General features: G+C 73.0%; 12 protein-coding genes. 8 read left to right on the forward strand and 4 right to left on the reverse strand.

Annotated features, from left to right (window positions below; all coding sequences use genetic code 11):
* Positions 1-19 precede the first annotated feature (19 nt).
* The 5 genes from BL253_RS04475 (at position 20) to BL253_RS04495 (ending at position 7,842) form a co-directional block, all read left to right on the forward strand.
* Complete coding sequence (locus tag BL253_RS04475; protein ID WP_241834519.1) at positions 20-2,305, forward strand: AMP-binding protein; 2,286 nt, start codon at positions 20-22, stop codon at positions 2,303-2,305.
* Positions 2,306-2,540: 235 nt separating this feature from the next.
* On the forward strand, positions 2,541-4,301 hold the full coding sequence (locus tag BL253_RS04480; protein ID WP_076813833.1) for an amino acid adenylation domain-containing protein: 1,761 nt from the start codon (positions 2,541-2,543) through the stop codon (positions 4,299-4,301).
* Positions 4,302-4,421: 120 nt separating this feature from the next.
* Positions 4,422-5,414, forward strand: a complete 993-nt coding sequence (locus BL253_RS04485) for an iron-siderophore ABC transporter substrate-binding protein (RefSeq protein WP_076813835.1) — start codon at positions 4,422-4,424, stop codon at positions 5,412-5,414.
* 201 nt (positions 5,415-5,615) lie between these two features.
* Positions 5,616-6,332: a GNAT family N-acetyltransferase gene (locus tag BL253_RS04490; protein ID WP_076813837.1), complete on the forward strand. Its 717-nt coding sequence runs from the start codon at positions 5,616-5,618 to the stop codon at positions 6,330-6,332.
* Positions 6,333-6,579: 247 nt separating this feature from the next.
* Positions 6,580-7,842 carry a sensor domain-containing phosphodiesterase gene (locus BL253_RS04495; RefSeq protein WP_241834520.1) on the forward strand — a complete coding sequence of 421 codons (1,263 nt, stop codon included), beginning with the start codon at positions 6,580-6,582 and terminating at the stop codon, positions 7,840-7,842.
* On the opposite strand, the gene BL253_RS44670 is transcribed toward BL253_RS04495, so the two are convergent.
* Both BL253_RS44670 and BL253_RS04505 read right to left on the reverse strand, forming a co-directional pair.
* On the reverse strand, positions 7,730-9,904 hold the full coding sequence (locus tag BL253_RS44670; RefSeq protein ID WP_274535181.1) for an FUSC family protein: 2,175 nt from the start codon (positions 9,902-9,904) through the stop codon (positions 7,730-7,732). The genes BL253_RS04495 and BL253_RS44670 overlap by 113 nt on opposite strands.
* Positions 9,905-9,986: 82 nt before the next feature.
* The gene (locus tag BL253_RS04505) at positions 9,987-10,880 is read right to left on the reverse strand and encodes an NAD(+)/NADH kinase (RefSeq protein ID WP_076813838.1); all 894 of its coding nucleotides are present in this window, start codon (positions 10,878-10,880) and stop codon (positions 9,987-9,989) included.
* 179 nt (positions 10,881-11,059) lie between these two features.
* On the opposite strand from BL253_RS04505, the gene BL253_RS04510 reads away from it, so the two are divergent.
* On the forward strand, positions 11,060-12,196 hold the full coding sequence (locus tag BL253_RS04510) for a hypothetical protein (protein ID WP_076813840.1): 1,137 nt from the start codon (positions 11,060-11,062) through the stop codon (positions 12,194-12,196).
* An 87-nt stretch (positions 12,197-12,283) separates the two neighbouring features.
* Here the strand turns inward: BL253_RS04510 and BL253_RS04515 are convergent, their stop codons facing one another.
* Together BL253_RS04515 and BL253_RS04520 are read right to left on the reverse strand one after the other, a co-directional pair.
* Complete coding sequence (locus BL253_RS04515) at positions 12,284-12,820, reverse strand: carbonic anhydrase (RefSeq protein ID WP_076813843.1); 537 nt, start codon at positions 12,818-12,820, stop codon at positions 12,284-12,286.
* Positions 12,821-13,009: 189 nt separating this feature from the next.
* Positions 13,010-13,372: a YybH family protein gene (locus BL253_RS04520; protein WP_076813845.1), complete on the reverse strand. Its 363-nt coding sequence runs from the start codon at positions 13,370-13,372 to the stop codon at positions 13,010-13,012.
* A 102-nt stretch (positions 13,373-13,474) separates the two neighbouring features.
* On the opposite strand from BL253_RS04520, the gene BL253_RS04525 reads away from it, so the two are divergent.
* Entirely contained in the window at positions 13,475-14,380 is a 906-nt protein-coding gene (locus tag BL253_RS04525; protein ID WP_076813847.1) for a LysR family transcriptional regulator, read from the forward strand.
* Between the two features lie 184 nt (positions 14,381-14,564).
* A complete protein-coding gene (locus tag BL253_RS04530) occupies positions 14,565-15,401 on the forward strand; it encodes an acyl-CoA thioesterase domain-containing protein (protein WP_081438003.1) in 837 nt (278 codons plus the stop codon).
* Positions 15,402-15,473: the final 72 nt, after the last annotated feature.

Genomic DNA, 15,473 nt, shown 5'->3' on the forward strand with positions numbered 1-15,473 from the left:
CAGCGCCTTTTCGTTCATCGTGGAACTGAAGGGAACACTGCCGATGGTCGCGAGCCGGCCCTCCATCCCCTCCGCGCACCCGTCCCGTGACGACGCCGCGGCCGGGTACGAGCTCACGTCCCCGGAGACGACCGGGTCCGGGGCCGCCCCCGGGGCAGAGGACACCACCACCGGCGCGACCGCTGGCGCTGGCCTCGACGACGCGCCGGGTGCCCCGCCCCCGAACACCGAGACCCAGGACCCGAACACCGAGACCCAGGACCCGAACACCGAGACCCAGGACCCGAACACCGAGACCCAGGACCCGAACACCGAGACCCAGGACCCGAACACCGAGACCCAGGACCCGAACACCGAGATCCGGGTCCTGGACGCCGACTACGACCCGGTGCCGGTCGGCGGTGTCGGCGAGGTGTTCATCAGCGGGCTGCCGCTCGGCTGGGCCTTCCGCGACGACCCGCGCCGGACGGCGGACCGCTTCGTGCCCGACCCGTTCAGCCCGATACCCGGCAGCCGGATGTACGCCACCGGGGACGTGGCCCGGCTGCGCGCCGACGGGGAGGTCGAGTTCCTCGGCTCGGCCGATGACCAGGACTGGCAGCACACCATCCACCAGCCCCGCCGGGAGAGGAAGCCGATGACTCCGGACCAGACCACCCTGTCCGAGCTCACCAGCCCGGACAGCCCCCTCGACACAGCCCCGCCGGCCCCGTCAGCGGCCGAGGCCGCGACCGGACAGGCCCAGCCGGGCGAGACCGCGGCGCGCCCCGGCGCGTCCGGATCCGCCGATCCGGCGGGGTTCGACGACTTGGCCCGCCGCGTGGAGGCCGCCCAGGACGGACCCGGCGCGCACGCGCTGGTGCGCTCGTTCGCGTCGAACCCGGCCTTCCGCCCCGCCGAGTGGGAGGAGCTGACCACCGAGGGCGACCCGTACCGGCGTCCGGTCCGGCCCGCCGACCTGGCCTGGCTGAACTACGGCCGCCCGCTGCGGCCCGAGGGCGTCCTGAAGCTCTCGGGACTGCTCGGGCACCGGATGCTGCGCAACATCTACGACGCGGACCTGCTCTACCTGCCGCCGAGCCGCAACGGGGCGGCTGACCGTGACGCCGCGGACTTCTACGGCGAGGCGAACCGGCTGCGGGCCGCGCTCGCCCAGCCGATCCTCGAGAGGCACCTGTTCTCGTTCCTGGCGGACCAGCGCCCCGCCCCGCCAGGCGACCCGGTGGAACCCGGGGCCGATTCCGCGGCGGCGCCGGCCGGTGCCACCGGTGCTGCGGGGGCCGCGGGCGCGGTGGGCGCCGGTGCGGGTGGCCCGCTCCTGGGCGGACTCCGGCGCGAGCTGCACGGCCACTGGGAGGAGCGCCGGGACCGTCCGGGCGACGCGTTCGCGGTGCTGCGCGGCACCCGCGACCGGCGGGAGGCGACGACCTTCGCGCTGCTGCAGCTCTCGGCCTACCTGCCGGCGGCGCGCGCGGCGATCGCCCGGGCGTCACTCGGTGAGTACGACCTCGCGCAGCCCGCCGCCCGGGCGCGGCTCCTCGGCGACTACCAGCGCTGGGTGGCCAGCTCGGCGGACTGGACGGCGCTGCTCGCCGCGGCCCAGCTCACCTCGGGGGCCGGGGCGTACTGGCAGCTCTACCTGAACACCTCGCTGGCCCGCGGCAACCATCTCCACCAGCTGTCCCGCTCGCCGCGCCGGCACGCGGAACTGCTCGGCGCGTTCGTGCACCAGCGCCTCGACGACGCGGCCGTCGCCGTCGCCTGGGCGGACGCGGTAGAGGACGGCCTCGGCGAGCGGCCGGCCCTCTTCGCGTCCGTTCCGGCGGTGACCCCGGCCGTGTTGGACGACCTGCTCGACACGCTCCTGGCCCCGCTGCTCGCGCTGTACGGCGACGCGGCGCTGACCGCCTTCCGCGACGGCTTCGCGGACGCGGCCCACCTCGCCTGCCTGTGGGACCGGGACCTGGCCACGCAGCTGGCATGGGCGGACTCGATCGACGAGTACAAGGCGAAGGCCGAGGCCATCGACGCCTACCTCAAGGCCGAGCGGATCGCGGTCGACCTGGACACGTTCGTCGAGTCCTGCGACGAGACGTCGACGACGCACGTCCACGACGAGCACCGGCTGGTCATGATCGAGTCCGGCGACATGCACTTCTGGAACAACGTCACCCACAAGATCGCGCTGAGTGACGGCGACAAGATCCTGATCCCGAAGTCACGGCTGCACGGGTCCACCGTGCTGTCGGGATCGTGCACCTACCACCAGCCGATCATCCCGGACGACATGTACCTGAGGTTCTGAGCCGGCCGACGTGATCAGGTCACCCGTGCCTCAGCGGTCGGGTGACCTCGGCCGCGGCGGTCCTCGTGGCTGGCGAGGGTGCCAGGTTGGTTAGGTAAGGTTTACCCTTGTGTAGGTTAGGTTTACCTGCTAGCCTGCCGTTCGCGCCGGGATCGCTTTGGCCTCCGCCGCCCTCAGGAACTGGCCGCCCACGTGCCGGGGCGGGCTGGATCCTGCCCGCTGACCGAGGGGAACGATGGTGAGTTCGCGCTCTGGCGATGGTCCGCTGCCGGCCCGGCCGGCCGGCGGACCGGCGACGCTGGAGAACTTCAACGACTTCAGCGTGCCCACGGCGATCACGACCGTCGTCGATCTGTTCACGGCCCAGGTGCGGCGCACGCCGGACGCGCCCGCTGTCGTCGCTCCCGGGGCTCGGCTGACCTACGGGGAGTTCGGGGCGCGGGTCTTCCAGCTCGCGCGGGTGCTGCGCGCCCGGGGCCTGGGCCCGGAGGACATCGTCGGCATCCGGCTGGTCCGGTCCGCGGAGATGATCGTCGCGCTGCTCGCGGTCATGGCCGCCGGCGGCGCGTTCGTCCCGGTCGAGCCGGGGTGGCCCGACCAGCGGCGCCGGCGGGTGCTGGCCGACGCGCGGGCCCGGTTCGTCGTGACCGACGCGGACGCGCAGGCCACGCCCGGCGGGCTGGTGGGCGAGGGGCTGGTGGACGGTGTGCCCGCCATCCCGGTGGATCTGGGCGCCTGGTCCTGGGGGGCGGAGTCGGCCGAGCCGCTGGACCTGCAGATCCCGCCGGCGGGGCTGGCGTACGTGATCTTCACCTCGGGATCGACCGGCGCCCCCAAGGGGGCGATGATCCGGCATGACGCGATCGCCGAGCGGCTGCGGTGGCAGGTCACGGACCTGTTCGGTTTCGGCCCCGACGACGCGTCCCTGTTCAAGGCGCCGCTGTCGTTCGACATCTCGATCAACGAGATCCTGCTGCCGCTGGTCTGCGGCGGCCGGCTGGTCGTCGCGGAGCCGGAGGGTGAGCTCGACCCGGGATATCTGGTCGACCTGATCGAGGACGAGCGGGTCACCTTCGTCTACCTGGTGTCCTCGATGCTGGACATCCTGCTGGAGGCGGCCGAGGGCACGGACGCGCTCGCCTCGCTGCGGCATGTGTGGTGCGGCGGAGAGGTGCTGACGCCCGCGCTGTTCGCCCGGTACCGTGCGCAGCTCGGCACGGCCATGTACCACGGCTACGGGCCGGCCGAGACGACGATCGGCGTCTCCCACGTGATCTACAAGGACAGCGCCGAGYGCCTCGCCGCCTCGATCGGCCGGCCCAACCCGCACACGCAGCTGCACGTCGTCGACGACACGCTGGCCCCGGTGCCGGACGGCGAGGTCGGTGAGCTGTATGTGGCCGGATTCCTGCTTGGCCGCGGCTATGTGAACAACGGGCCGCTGACCGCCGCGCGCTTCGTCGCGGACCCCTTCGCCGGTGGCGGCGCGCGGATGTACCGGACCGGGGACCTCGCCCGGTGGAACGACGCCGGCTGGCTGGAGTTCGTGGGCCGCGCCGACAACCAGGTGAAGATCCGCGGGATGCGGCTGGAGCTGGAGGAGGTGGAGGCGGCGCTGGCCACGCACCCCCGGGTGCGGCGGGCGGCGGTCGTGGTGTCCCGCGACGCCGCCTCGCCCCGGCTGCTCGCCTTCGTCGTCCCCGATGCCGACGCGACCACCGCCGACCCGATTTCCGCCGACCCGGCCACCGCCGACGCGGCCACCGCCGACGCGGCCACCACCGACCCGACCGCCGCCGGCCGCGCTGGCGGCCGTCCGAGGCCTGGGGCGGCGGCGGCCGGGTCGTTCGCCGGCGAGGTGCTGGCCTGGTGTGCCGACCTGCTTCCCCGGTACATGGTGCCGAGCGCCGTGACGGTGCTCGACACGCTCCCGGTCACCGCCGGCGGAAAGGTGGACCGCCGGGCGCTGGCCGAGCCCGCCGCGGCGGCTGGCTGACCGTGCCGTGCCGCGGCGCGACGGCCAGCGCTGACGGCGTCTCGGGCCGACGAGCCACGCAGTCCCACCCACGACCGCGAGCCATCCAGGCGCGCGGCCTGATCACGGAAACGAGAACGAGTGCGAAACCGACTGAAACTCATCCCGGCACTCGTCCTGGCCGCCGTCGCGCTCGCCCTCGCGGCCGGCTGCGGCGGCAGCGACGGGGGCGACGACACGCCGGCGCCGGCGAGCGCGGCGGCGGGCAGCTTCCCGGTCACGTTGAAGGACAAGTTCGGCACCACGGTGGTCCCGGCGCAGCCGAAGCGTGTGATGGCGCTCAGCTACGAGGAGGACACCCTCGCGACGCTCGGGATCACGCCGATCGCCTACGCGAAGAACGAGTACAAGCCCGACGGCGTCTTCCCGTGGCTGACCGGGAAGGTGGACCTGTCGAAGAGCACCGCGCTCGACACCGCCGGTGACCTGAACCTCGAGCAGATCGCCTCGCTGAAGCCCGACCTGATCCTGGCCACGAACTTCTACGGCCTGGCGGACTACTACGACCGGCTCTCCAAGATCGCGCCGACCGTCGGCTTCACCGAGGACGCCGGCATCGCGACCTGGCAGGAGAACAGCACCATCATCGGCAGGGCCGTGGGCCGCGAGGCCGACACCGCCAAGGCGATCGCGGCCACCGACAAGGTCATCAAGGACACCGCGGCGGGTCTGCCCGGCCTGGCCGGCAAGACGTTCAGCTACTCCTTCTACTTCGAGCCGGGTGGCCTGGCGGTCATCGACGACCCGGCGACGGTGTCGGTGCAGCTCTACTCCGAGCTCGGCATGAAGCTCGCGCCGGGCGTCACGGAGAACGTGGTCGACCGGTCGCTGAGCATGGAGAAGCTCAGCGCGCTGGACGCCGACTTCCTGCTGATCGGATACGCCACGCCGGATCTGAAGACCGAGATGAACGGCAACAAGCTGTTCACCGAGATCCCGGCGGTCAAGGCGGGACGAGCACTGGAGGTCGACGCCTTCACGGCGGGCGCGGTGAACAACCCGACGATCCTCAACATCCCGTGGCAGCTCGAGCAGCTCAAGCCGACCCTGGCCAAGGCCGTCGGCGCCAGCTGATCCCCGCGGCGCGGAGCTCGCGCGGCAAAAGCCACGCGAGCTCCGCGTCTGCCGGTGACGACGCGTACGTCGACCCTGGCCGCCGACCCTGTGTCAGGAGTCAGGAGCCAGGAGCGCCCGCGAGGACGCAGGGGACCGCCCCTGCTGGTCCGGGGCAAATTCCGTGGTGGTTGTGGTGCCGCGTCGGTGAGGATGGGTCGCATGCCGCGACCAAACGACCTGGGGCAGCCGGTGGGAGATCCAGTCAGCTGGTCGGGAGCGCGGCCGCCACAGCCGCGGGAGTTCACCGGGCGCTGGGTACGGCTGTGCCCGCTGTCCGCCGAGGAGCACGCACGGCAGGTGGTCGAGCGGCTGAGCCCGCATCCCCAGCTGTGGACCTACCAGGGCGATGACGCGCCCGCCGACGCGCGGGAGGCGGCGCGGGGGATCACTGCCATGACCCGGCGGGCGGGCACGTGCGCGTTCGCGATCGTGGATCTGTCCACCGGGGTGTTGCAGGGGCGGGTGGCGCTGTTGCGTGCTCAGCCGGACGTCGGGTCGATCGAGGTCGRCTCGATCATCTACGCGCCGTCGCTGCAGCGGACCCGAGCCGCGACCGAGGTGCAGTACCTGCTCATGAGGTACGCCTTCGACGACCTCGGCTACCGCAGGTACGAGTGGAAGTGCGACAGCCTCAACCAGCCCTCCCGCGTGGCCGCCGCCCGGCTGGGCTTCGTGGAGGAGGGCACCTGGCGCAACGCCCTGGTCGTCAAGGGGCGCAACCGGGACACCACCTGGTTCTCGATCGCCGACCACGAGTGGCCTCTTGTCCGTACGGCGCTCGAAGCCTGGCTCGCGGACGACAACTTCGACGGGGCCGGCCATCAGCTACGGTCGCTCGCCGACCTGCGAGCAGGCCTCGGCGACGGCCTGGCATAGACAGGCCTACCCAGCGGGAGATCTCTCGCGGCTGGCGCGGAGCGGTGGCATGACCGCCTTGCGCGACAGCCGGAGTCGGCCGCGTTTCCGTCACGAGCGGTAGGTGCCGACCGGGCGGTTTGTCCCTCAGTGCGTCTGGACATCGTGGTCACGTTAGGTAATTTGGTATGTCCGGCGTGTAGCGGGTAGTCCTCTAGGTTGTGGAGAGTCACCGGCTGTGCGTGGTGAGGGCCCGGAGGAGGACGCCGTGGTCGAGCGGAGCGATTGTCATGGTGCTGGCCAGTCCTTCGGCGTCGGCCCGGACCCGCCCGGCGAGACCACCCGCCGGATCCTGTCGGTGGCACGGCAACACCTGGACATGGAGCTTTCCTGCCTTTCGCGCTCCGCCGGTGAAGCCCTCATGGTCGAGGTCACCGAGGGCGACTCGAGGTCGTTCGGTCTCGTTCCGGGGATAGTGGTCGACGATCCCGAGTCGATGTGCGGAAAGCTGCGGGACGGCCGGCTGCCGCCGGTCATGTCGGACGTGCGCTCGGACCGGCGGACGGCGGGCGATCCGGCCGCCGGTGAACAGGGGACCGAACCGGGGATAGGAGCCATCGTCACGGCGCCCGTCCGCCGCGCGGACGGCCAGATCTACGGACTTCTCACCTGCCTGAGCCATGACGCGGATCATCGGCTGGGGGAGAAGGACGGATCCTTCCTGTCCCAGTTGGCCAGCGCGCTGTCGTACTCCGTCACCGAACCGGGTGCCACCCGGCAGGGGCATGACCGGCGGCACTGCCGGATCCGCGGGCTGGTCGACGGCGGCGGCCCGAGGATGGTCTTCCAGCCCGTGTTCAACCTGGCGACGATGCGCCTGGTGGGCGCGGAGGCGCTGGCCCGGTTCCCGCCCGGCTTCGGCTCACCGGAGCGGTGGTTCGCGGATGCCGTCTCGGTCGGGCTCGGCACCGAGCTGGAGCTCGCCGCGATCAGCGCCGCGCTTCGGGTGCTTCCGCGCATTCCGGACGGGCTGACGGTCGCGGTCAACGCGTCGCCCGCGACCGTCGCGTCCGGCCGGTTGGCGACGCTGCTCGCGGACAAGCCCGCGGGTCGGATCATCGTGGAGATCACCGAGCACGAGCGCGTCGAGGACTACCCGGCGACCCGCGCCGCCCTGGACCATCTGCGCGCCCAGGGGGTGCGCACCGCGGTCGACGACGTCGGCGTCGGATACGCGGGACTGCACCACCTCGTGGAACTGCTGCCTGACGTGATCAAGATGGACCGGCGGCTGACCCACCGGATCGACGCCGACAGGAACCTGCACGCCCTGGCCGTGGCCCTCACCCGGTTCGCCGGCGACATCGGCGCCTGTGTCCTCGCGGAGGGGGTGGAGACGGCGGCCGAGCTGAGGTGCCTCATCTCGGCGGGTGTTCACCAGGCCCAGGGCTACTACCTCGGCGCGCCAGGGCCGCTGCCCTCGCCCGTGCCGTCACCCGCGCCCCCGCCCGCGCCCGCGGCGATGTCATAGACGCCCTGGCGCGCGAACCGCGCCATCGGCCACCACCGCCACCGCCGGCGGTGGCGTCGGCGCCGGTGGTGGCCAAGGGCAGTGCTCCAGCCGCCCGGGCGGCCGTCAGCGCCTCGGCCAGGGCGGCGAACTCGGTCCGGACGGGGGCGAAGGCGGGCAGCGCGGACGTCGGATCCCCACCGGCCACCGGAAGGCCGGTCGTCGCGTCCGCGCATGCCCGGAACGCGGCGCGGGCGGCGGTCGGCCCGGCGGGCAGCGGCCCGTGGAGACCGGCCGGATCGGCCAACACCAGATAGCCGAGCCGGCGGGCGGCGACCACGGCGGGCCAGAGCAGGTCGGCCGTCCGCGGTCCACGTATCCGCTCGTCCTCGGCGTCGACATGCAGGGAGGTCATCCGCGCGAGGGCCATCTCGAGCCGGTCGCGGGCGTCGGCGACGTCCGCCGCGCGACCGGCGTCGCCCAGGCTTCCGCCGTCCGCCGTGAGCCGAAGGACGAGCAGCTCGCCGGTCGCGTCGAGGGAGTCCGCCAGTGCCCGGGGCAGCCTGCGCTCGGCGGCGTGCGGCCAGAGCAGCAGGACGACGGCAAGGCCGACGGCGCAGCCCAGCAGCGTGTCCAGCAGCCGTGGCGTGACCAGCTCGGYCGGGGGCGTGCCCGGTCTGGCGAACTCCACGAGGATCAGGGCCAGTGGTGTGACGAACACCGTGGCCAGTGCGTAGTTCGCCGCCATGAGGACCTGGGCGGCCCCTTCCAGCACGGCGATCATGACGATGAGCCACCAGGCGGGCAGCTGAACGCTGAGGATGCCCAGCGCGACCACCACTCCGATGGCGGTCCCCGCCGCCCGCTGCAGTGACCGCCGGCCGGCGGCGCGGACGGTCGTCCCCTGCACCACGGTGGCCGCGGCGGCCGGGGCCCAGTAGGGATGGTCCACCCCGGCGGCGATCGCCAGCGCCGCCGCGGCCAGCCCGGCCAGCCCGGCCCGGGCCGCCAGTGGCCAGGCCAGCGCCTCCCGGTCCAGCCGCCGGCGCCGCTCGGCCCGGGCGGCGGGCAGAAGTGGAGCCGGCGGTCGGACGGACGGCCGGTCGGGCGTGGGGTGAGCCAGCTCGGCGACGGCCGCGCAGAGGCCGCCCCGCGCCATCGAGGCCGCCGCCCCCACGCGTGGCGGGTCGGCACGGTCCCGCTCCAGGTCGACCAGGCCGGCGCTGGGGGCACCGGTGCCACCAGCGCCGGCCTGGATTCCGGCGGCCAGTTCACGCAGGGCCGCGGGCAGGACGGGCGCGACGGGTTCCCGGGTCACGGTCGCGTAGGACACGGCCGAGTCGAACACGTGCTGCGCCCCGTATGCCACCGCCGCCAGCGTTCGCCTGCTCCTGTCCTGCCCGGAGCTCTCCCTGAGCACCGTCCGCAGGAGGCGAACGGCCTGCGCGGCGTTGTGCCGCGCGGAGTCGTAGTCCGGCGTGCCGATCGCCTCCAGCATGGCGGCGAGGCCCGTCAGGGCCGCCGCGGCCGCCCGCCGCGCCGGCCCGTGCCGGTCAGGGAACGACGCGGATATCGTCAGCAACCAGGCGAAACCGGCACCGGCCAGCGTGAGCGCGACGCGTTCTCCGAGCTGCTCGACGTCCTGCGGAAGCTGCGTCGCCACGGCGCAGCTGATGACGAACGGGTACGCCCCGGGAGCGGGCACGTCGAACGCCCGCACGAGCAGCGTCGCCAGCGCCGCCAGTCCGGAGATCCCCACCGCGATCGTCCAGCTGGCTCCCGCCGCCGTCACCCCGATCGCGGCGGACAGGGCGAGGCCGGCTCCGATCACCGGTAGTGCCCGTGCCCGGAACGCCAGGGTCGCGTCCGGAAAGTAGGCGGCGGCGAAGGCACCGAACGTCGCCAGAAGTCCGGCCTGCGGCTTTCCGGCGAGTTGGCCGACGGTCAACGGCACGGCGAACGCGACCGCGCAGACCACCGCCAGCCGCAGCCGCCCGCGGGGGCGGGCCACGCCGAACACCGCGCCGATCCGGCTCGGGCCGACGGGCGCGGGAACCGGAGGACGGGTCGGGCCGCTCGTCATGCGACGGCGGCGGGGCTCGGCACCACACCGCAAGCATTCCCCGGCCCGGCCGATCGACCACCGTGGCTGGCGGGTCAGCGGGTCAAGGCGGTGTGGGACGGCCGTCGCGCGGCTGGGTCGGCATCGCCTCGACCTCGGCTGATCCCATCAGCCGCAGCTTGCGTTGCGCGCGCTCGTAGAAGGTCGTCCGGCCGAGGCGGACGACGTGGGCCGCGCCGGGCCGTGCGCGCAGGATGACGCAGGCGCCCGGCTCGACATAGCCGGACACGCGGCCGTCGACCTCGACCGCGAGCCGACCGCTCGCCGGCAGCACGTCCAGAGCGAGCGCGTCGTTCACCGACAGCACGAGCCCGCGGTTGAACGCCGAGTGCGGAGCCGCCGGGGTGACGAGAAGCGCCTCGACCGACGGACTGACGATCGGCCCCCCGGCGGAGAAGCTGTAAGCGGTCGATCCGGTCGGTGTGGCGACGACCACCGCATCGACGGCATAACTGACGAAGGGCCGGTCGCCGACCCGCAGGCAGACCGCGGCGCTGCCGTGACCGGGCACCCGCACCACCGCGACGTCGTTGAACGCGCTGACCGTCTCGCCGTGCACCTCGGCGTCGACCGCGAGCCGCGGCTCGACCGTGTACAGATGCTGGTCGATCGCGGACAGGGCGTCGGGCACGTCGGGTACGTCGACCTCGGCCAGGAAGCCCAGCCTGCCGAGGTTGACGCCGAGGACGGGCGCGTGCCCACCGTCGGCCAGCCGCATCGCCCGCAGCATCGTGCCATCGCCGCCGAGACTGACGATCAGGTCGCTACGACGGCCCAGCTCCGCCGCCGGCACCGGAAGGGCGTCGCATCCCAACCGCCGGATCTCCTCGTCGACACCGAGCACCTGGGCACCGCGGCCGGCGGCCCAGTCCACGATGGCGGTCACCGCCTCAGCCGAGTCGCGACGAGGGTGCAGCACGATCCCCACCGTCCGCATCAGACCGCTCCGCTCCCTTCCACCACCGATCCCACGGCCGCGCGGCCACTGCCGCGTACAGCCCGGCCCCGCGCAGCCGCGGCCCCGCCTCATTCTGCTGACGATCGCCGCGGGCCGCCCAGCGGCCTTCCGGAGGACGCCGTGTCCGGATCACGGACGCCCTTTGAGAGAGTGGGGGAGTGTCGGACGAGGCGACGCGGCGAGCGGTGGAGGCCGCGCTGGAGCCTCTCCTCGGCGTGGTCGACGTGACGGTCGGCGAGCGGCTGCCTGGCAGCGACCGGAACCGGGTGCTGCGTGTGGTGGCTCAGGGGCGCGACGGCCGGCCCCACCGGCTGGTGGTGAAGACGGCGGTGGACGCGGGCGACGGCGCGGCCCGCGCGGAAGCGGCGTTGCGGCTGCTCACGGCCCGCGCGGTCCCGGGGGCTGTGCGGCTGGTGGCCGCCGGATCCGATCCGGTACTGCTTGTCCTCGACGACCTCGGCCCGGGGCCGACCCTGGCCGACCGGCTTCTCGGCGCGGCGCCGCGCGCCGCCGAGACGTCCCTGCTCGCCTGGGCCGGGGCGCTCGGCTCGTTCCACGCCGGCACCACCGGGCTCCGTGACGCCTTCGCCGAACACCTCGCGGCGCTGTCGCCGCTGGGAGCGCCGAGCCTGGACACATCCGCGGAGACGGTCGGCCAGACGGCGGCCGTGCTGCGTCGCGTGCTGCCCCGGCTCGACGTCGACGCGAACCCGGCCGCCTGGGACGAGCTGGGCGCGATCGCCGCCGACCTCGACGTCTCACGTCCCGGCCGGCCCGGCGCGATGACCCCCGGCGACATCTGCCCCGACAACGCCATCGACACCGCCGACGGCCCGGTGCTGATCGATTTCGAGGGTGCCGAGTACCGCCACGTCGCCTGGGACGCCGCCTACCTGAGGGTGCCCTGGCCGTCGTGCTGGTGCGGCTGGCTGCTGCCCGCCCCACTCGCCGCCGCGGCTCTGGAGCGCTGGCGCGCGGCTGTCGCGCCCACCCTGCCTGTCGTGCGGACGGCCCCCTTCGACATCGACCTCGCCAGGGCCGCGGTCGCGTGGGTGTTCATCTCCGCGGGCTGGTTCCTCGAGGAAGCCCTCGACGGTGACCGGCGCCCGGCCGACCCCGCCCGCCACGCCATCGTCCCGACCCGCCGGGCCCTGCTGCAGCACCGCCTGCGGTGGGCCGCCGAGCAGACGGACGCCCCGCTGCCCGCCCTGCGCCATCTCGCCGCCGTGCTCCACGCCGCGACCCTGCGCCAGTGGGGCCCTGTGCCACTGCCGCTCGCCCCCGCCTTCCGCTGAACCCGTGGGCCGTTCATGATCTGGTGGAATCGTCGGCGCGACAGCTCCCAAAATCCCACCAGATCATGAAGTGCGGTGCCGACGTATCTATCCGGTCGGCACCTGAGTGGGCTCGACCACGGTCTCGACGAGTCCGGTGGAGACGTCGTAGACGAGGCCTGACACCAGGTAGCCGCTGCTCCGGATCTCCTGCCTGATCACGTCGACGTCGACGCGGATCGAGCCGAACGGGTCGCTGACGGACTTGGYGCCGAGCTCGCCGAGCGGGATCTCGAAGTAGCCGGCCAGCAGGTCGGGGAAAGATGCCAGGTCCGTCATTCCGCAGTCGGTGTGATGCAGGATGACCAGGTTCCAGTCGCCAGGGCGGCGGCTTTCCGCATTGGCCTGACCGACCTTCCCCAGCATGGCCATCGTGCGAAGTGTCGAGGGCGTGATCCGCCCGCCGACGTTGCGGATCACGGCGGCCTCGCCCTGCTTGAGGCCCAGCACCTGGGTCGGGTCGACGCGCGGGTCAACGCAACCGATGACCATCATGTTGCCGCTGGGGTTGATGGTCAGATCCGCCGCGAACCGGCTGGCGGCGAAGTCCGCGTTGCGTCTGATCAGATCAGCGGTGTCGGTCACGACGTGCCCCTCACAGGTGTGTTGTGACGCTCGACGTTCCCCCGAGACTTCCTCGTCCGCCGCGGCGGCGCTACCGGGACCGGGACCGGTCACCGCACGCCACTCAGGCATCGGCAATGCCGGCCGCCGGTCCCGTGGCCGGCGGATCCGGCGAAACCGGCGGAGCCGGGACCGGGACCGGCGGTCTGATCAGTGGGTGGGCGGAGCGAACTCGGGTTGGTCGAGCACCCGCAGCCAGCTGCCGTCAGGCTGGCGCCGGACGACCTGTGCTCGGGCGCCGGCTCCGTCCCTGGGCGGCGTCGAGGTGAGGGCGATGTCGCCGCTGACCAGGGTCGGCAGCGGCTCCTCCGGCTCGAACCGAGGACGGCCGGCCAGCACCCGCTCCCACAGGGCCCGGATCGACTCCCGGCCGACCGTCTGGCTGCCCGGCGGGTAGGCCAGCACCGCGTTCTCCTCATAGAGCTCGGCGACCCCGGACGCGTCACCGGCGTTGGACCGCTCGACGAACAGCCGGGTGATGTCCTCGGGTCGCATGGCCTTCTCGTGGGACATGTGCCGCTCCCTCCGTGGGTCCGATTGACGTATCCCTCAGCCTGGCCATCCGGCATCTAGAAGTCCAACAGATGCTTCTAATAGAAGCTAGAATCTGAGGTTATGGATCTGCGGCAGCTCGAGTACTTCGTCGCGGTCGCGGAGGAGCGGAACTTCACCCGCGCTGCCGAGCGGGTGCGAATCAGCCAGTCCGGCGTCAGCGCCCAGATCCGTCAGCTGGAGCGCGAGCTCGGCGCCGAGCTCTTCGACCGCTCGGCGCGGGCCGCGACCCTCACCGTCGCGGGTAAGGCGGCGCTCGAGCACGCGCGCGCAGCGCTCGCCGCCGCGGCGGCGGTCGGCCAGGCGGTGGACGAGGTGACCGACCTGATCCGTGGGCGGCTCACCGTCGGCATGGTCTCCGGCTGCACGCTGGAGCCACTGTTCGACGCCCTCGCCGCCTTCCACCGGGCGCATCCCGGCGTGGAGCTCACGCTGCTGGAGGACGGATCGGCGCGGCTCATCGAGCGGGTCCGCGCCGGCACGCTCGACCTCGCCGTCGTCGGCACGGCCGGCGCGACGCCTCCGGAGCTGGAGGCGCTCACCATCGCCCGGGATCACCTCGTCGCCGTCGTCCCCGCCGTCCACCCACTGGCCCGGCGCGCGCAGGGCCCGCGGGTCGCTCTGCGCGAGCTGTGCTCGTACCCCGTCATGTGCATGCCACCCGGCACGGGCCTGCGCGCGGCGTTCGACCAGGCCTGCGCCGCGCGGCAGATCGAGCCCCGGGTCATGCTGCAGGCAAGCGCCCCGGACGCCATCGCCGGCCTGGCCGCCCGCGGGCTCGCCGTCGGGATCCTCAGCGACTCGATGGCGACGTCCTACCAGGGTCGGCTCACCGCGCTGACCATCGCCGACGCGCGAACGCCCGCCCTGCTGTCCATGGTCTGGCGCCCGGCCCACAGCCCCGCCGCGCGCAGGCTCGTCGAGCACAGCCGGCAGGCCTTCGCCGAAGGGGCCTCAGGAGCGACCTGACGACGGATCACCAGGTCAGCCAGCGGCCGGACGGCGGCGGAAGGCCGCACGCGAGGCGCGGATTCTCCTACGATGCGACTGCGCGTCGCCGCCGGCGACCGGCTGGCGGGCGGCGGTGCCGCGGTATTCGCCGCGGGCGGTGGTACGTCGTCCCAGCAGCGTTTCCCGCGGATGAGGAACTGCCATGATGATCGACCTGGACCCGGTTCTCGACACGTTGGCGCTCGAACGGGTCGCCGACGACCGCTATCGCGCGGGGAACCTTCCGTTCAGCACGGGCGTGGTCTTCGGCGGGCAGATCCTGGCGCAGGCCATCGTCGCCGCGCTGGTCGGGCAGGACGGGAAGTCGGTCAAGACCATCCACACCGTCTTCGCCCGCGGCGGGGTCCCGGACAAGCCCATGGAGATAGACGTCGACCGGATGCACGGCGGACGGACGTTCTCCAGCAGCACCGTGACCTTCAGCCAGGACGGGAAGGTGCGCAGCCGGTCGATGGTCCTGCTGTCCGCCGAGGAGCCCGACCTCATCCGGCACGCCGACACGCCGACGCCCGCGCTGTCACCCGCGCCCATCGACAAGGCGGTCCGCCGGCTGCAGTCCGTGATCGTCGGCGACGTGGACCTCAACACCCCCGACCTGGTGGGCCCCCCTGACCTGGACGTGTGGTCGCGCTGGGCCGACGCGCCCGGCGACCCCGCAACGAGTCAGGCGCTGATCGCGTTCGCGAGCGAGAGCTTTCTGATCGGGACGGCGATGCGCCCGCACGAGGGCGTCGGCCAGTCACTGGGCCATGTGACGTTGTCGACCGGCGTCATCAGCCACACCGTCACGTTTCACCAGCCGTGCGACGCCGGGAGCTGGTTGCTGTCGCGGCTGCACAGCTCGTACGCGGGTGGCGGGCGCGCCTACGGACATGGCGACGTCTTCACCGAGGACGGCCGCCTGATCGCTTCCCTGGTCCAGGACAGCATGATCCGTCCCATGGCGCCCGCCCCGGACGGCTCCCGGCCAAAGCTCTGACCGCCCCGCGGTGACGCGGCAGGTCAGGCCCCGAGAGTCGGTGCTCCGGCGTATCAGAATTTGAAGGTTGAC

It is taken from the genome of Pseudofrankia asymbiotica (genome assembly GCF_001983105.1).
Classification (GTDB): domain Bacteria; phylum Actinomycetota; class Actinomycetes; order Frankiales; family Frankiaceae; genus Pseudofrankia; species Pseudofrankia asymbiotica.

Coding starts and splice junctions, on each gene's coding strand:
- BL253_RS04530 (WP_081438003.1), top strand. CDS start 14,565: ATGATGATCGACCTGGACCCGGTTCTCGACACGTTGGCGCTCGAACGG.
- BL253_RS04505 (WP_076813838.1), bottom strand. CDS start 10,880: ATGCGGACGGTGGGGATCGTGCTGCACCCTCGTCGCGACTCGGCTGAG.
- BL253_RS04520 (WP_076813845.1), bottom strand. CDS start 13,372: ATGTCCCACGAGAAGGCCATGCGACCCGAGGACATCACCCGGCTGTTC.
- BL253_RS04525 (WP_076813847.1), top strand. CDS start 13,475: ATGGATCTGCGGCAGCTCGAGTACTTCGTCGCGGTCGCGGAGGAGCGG.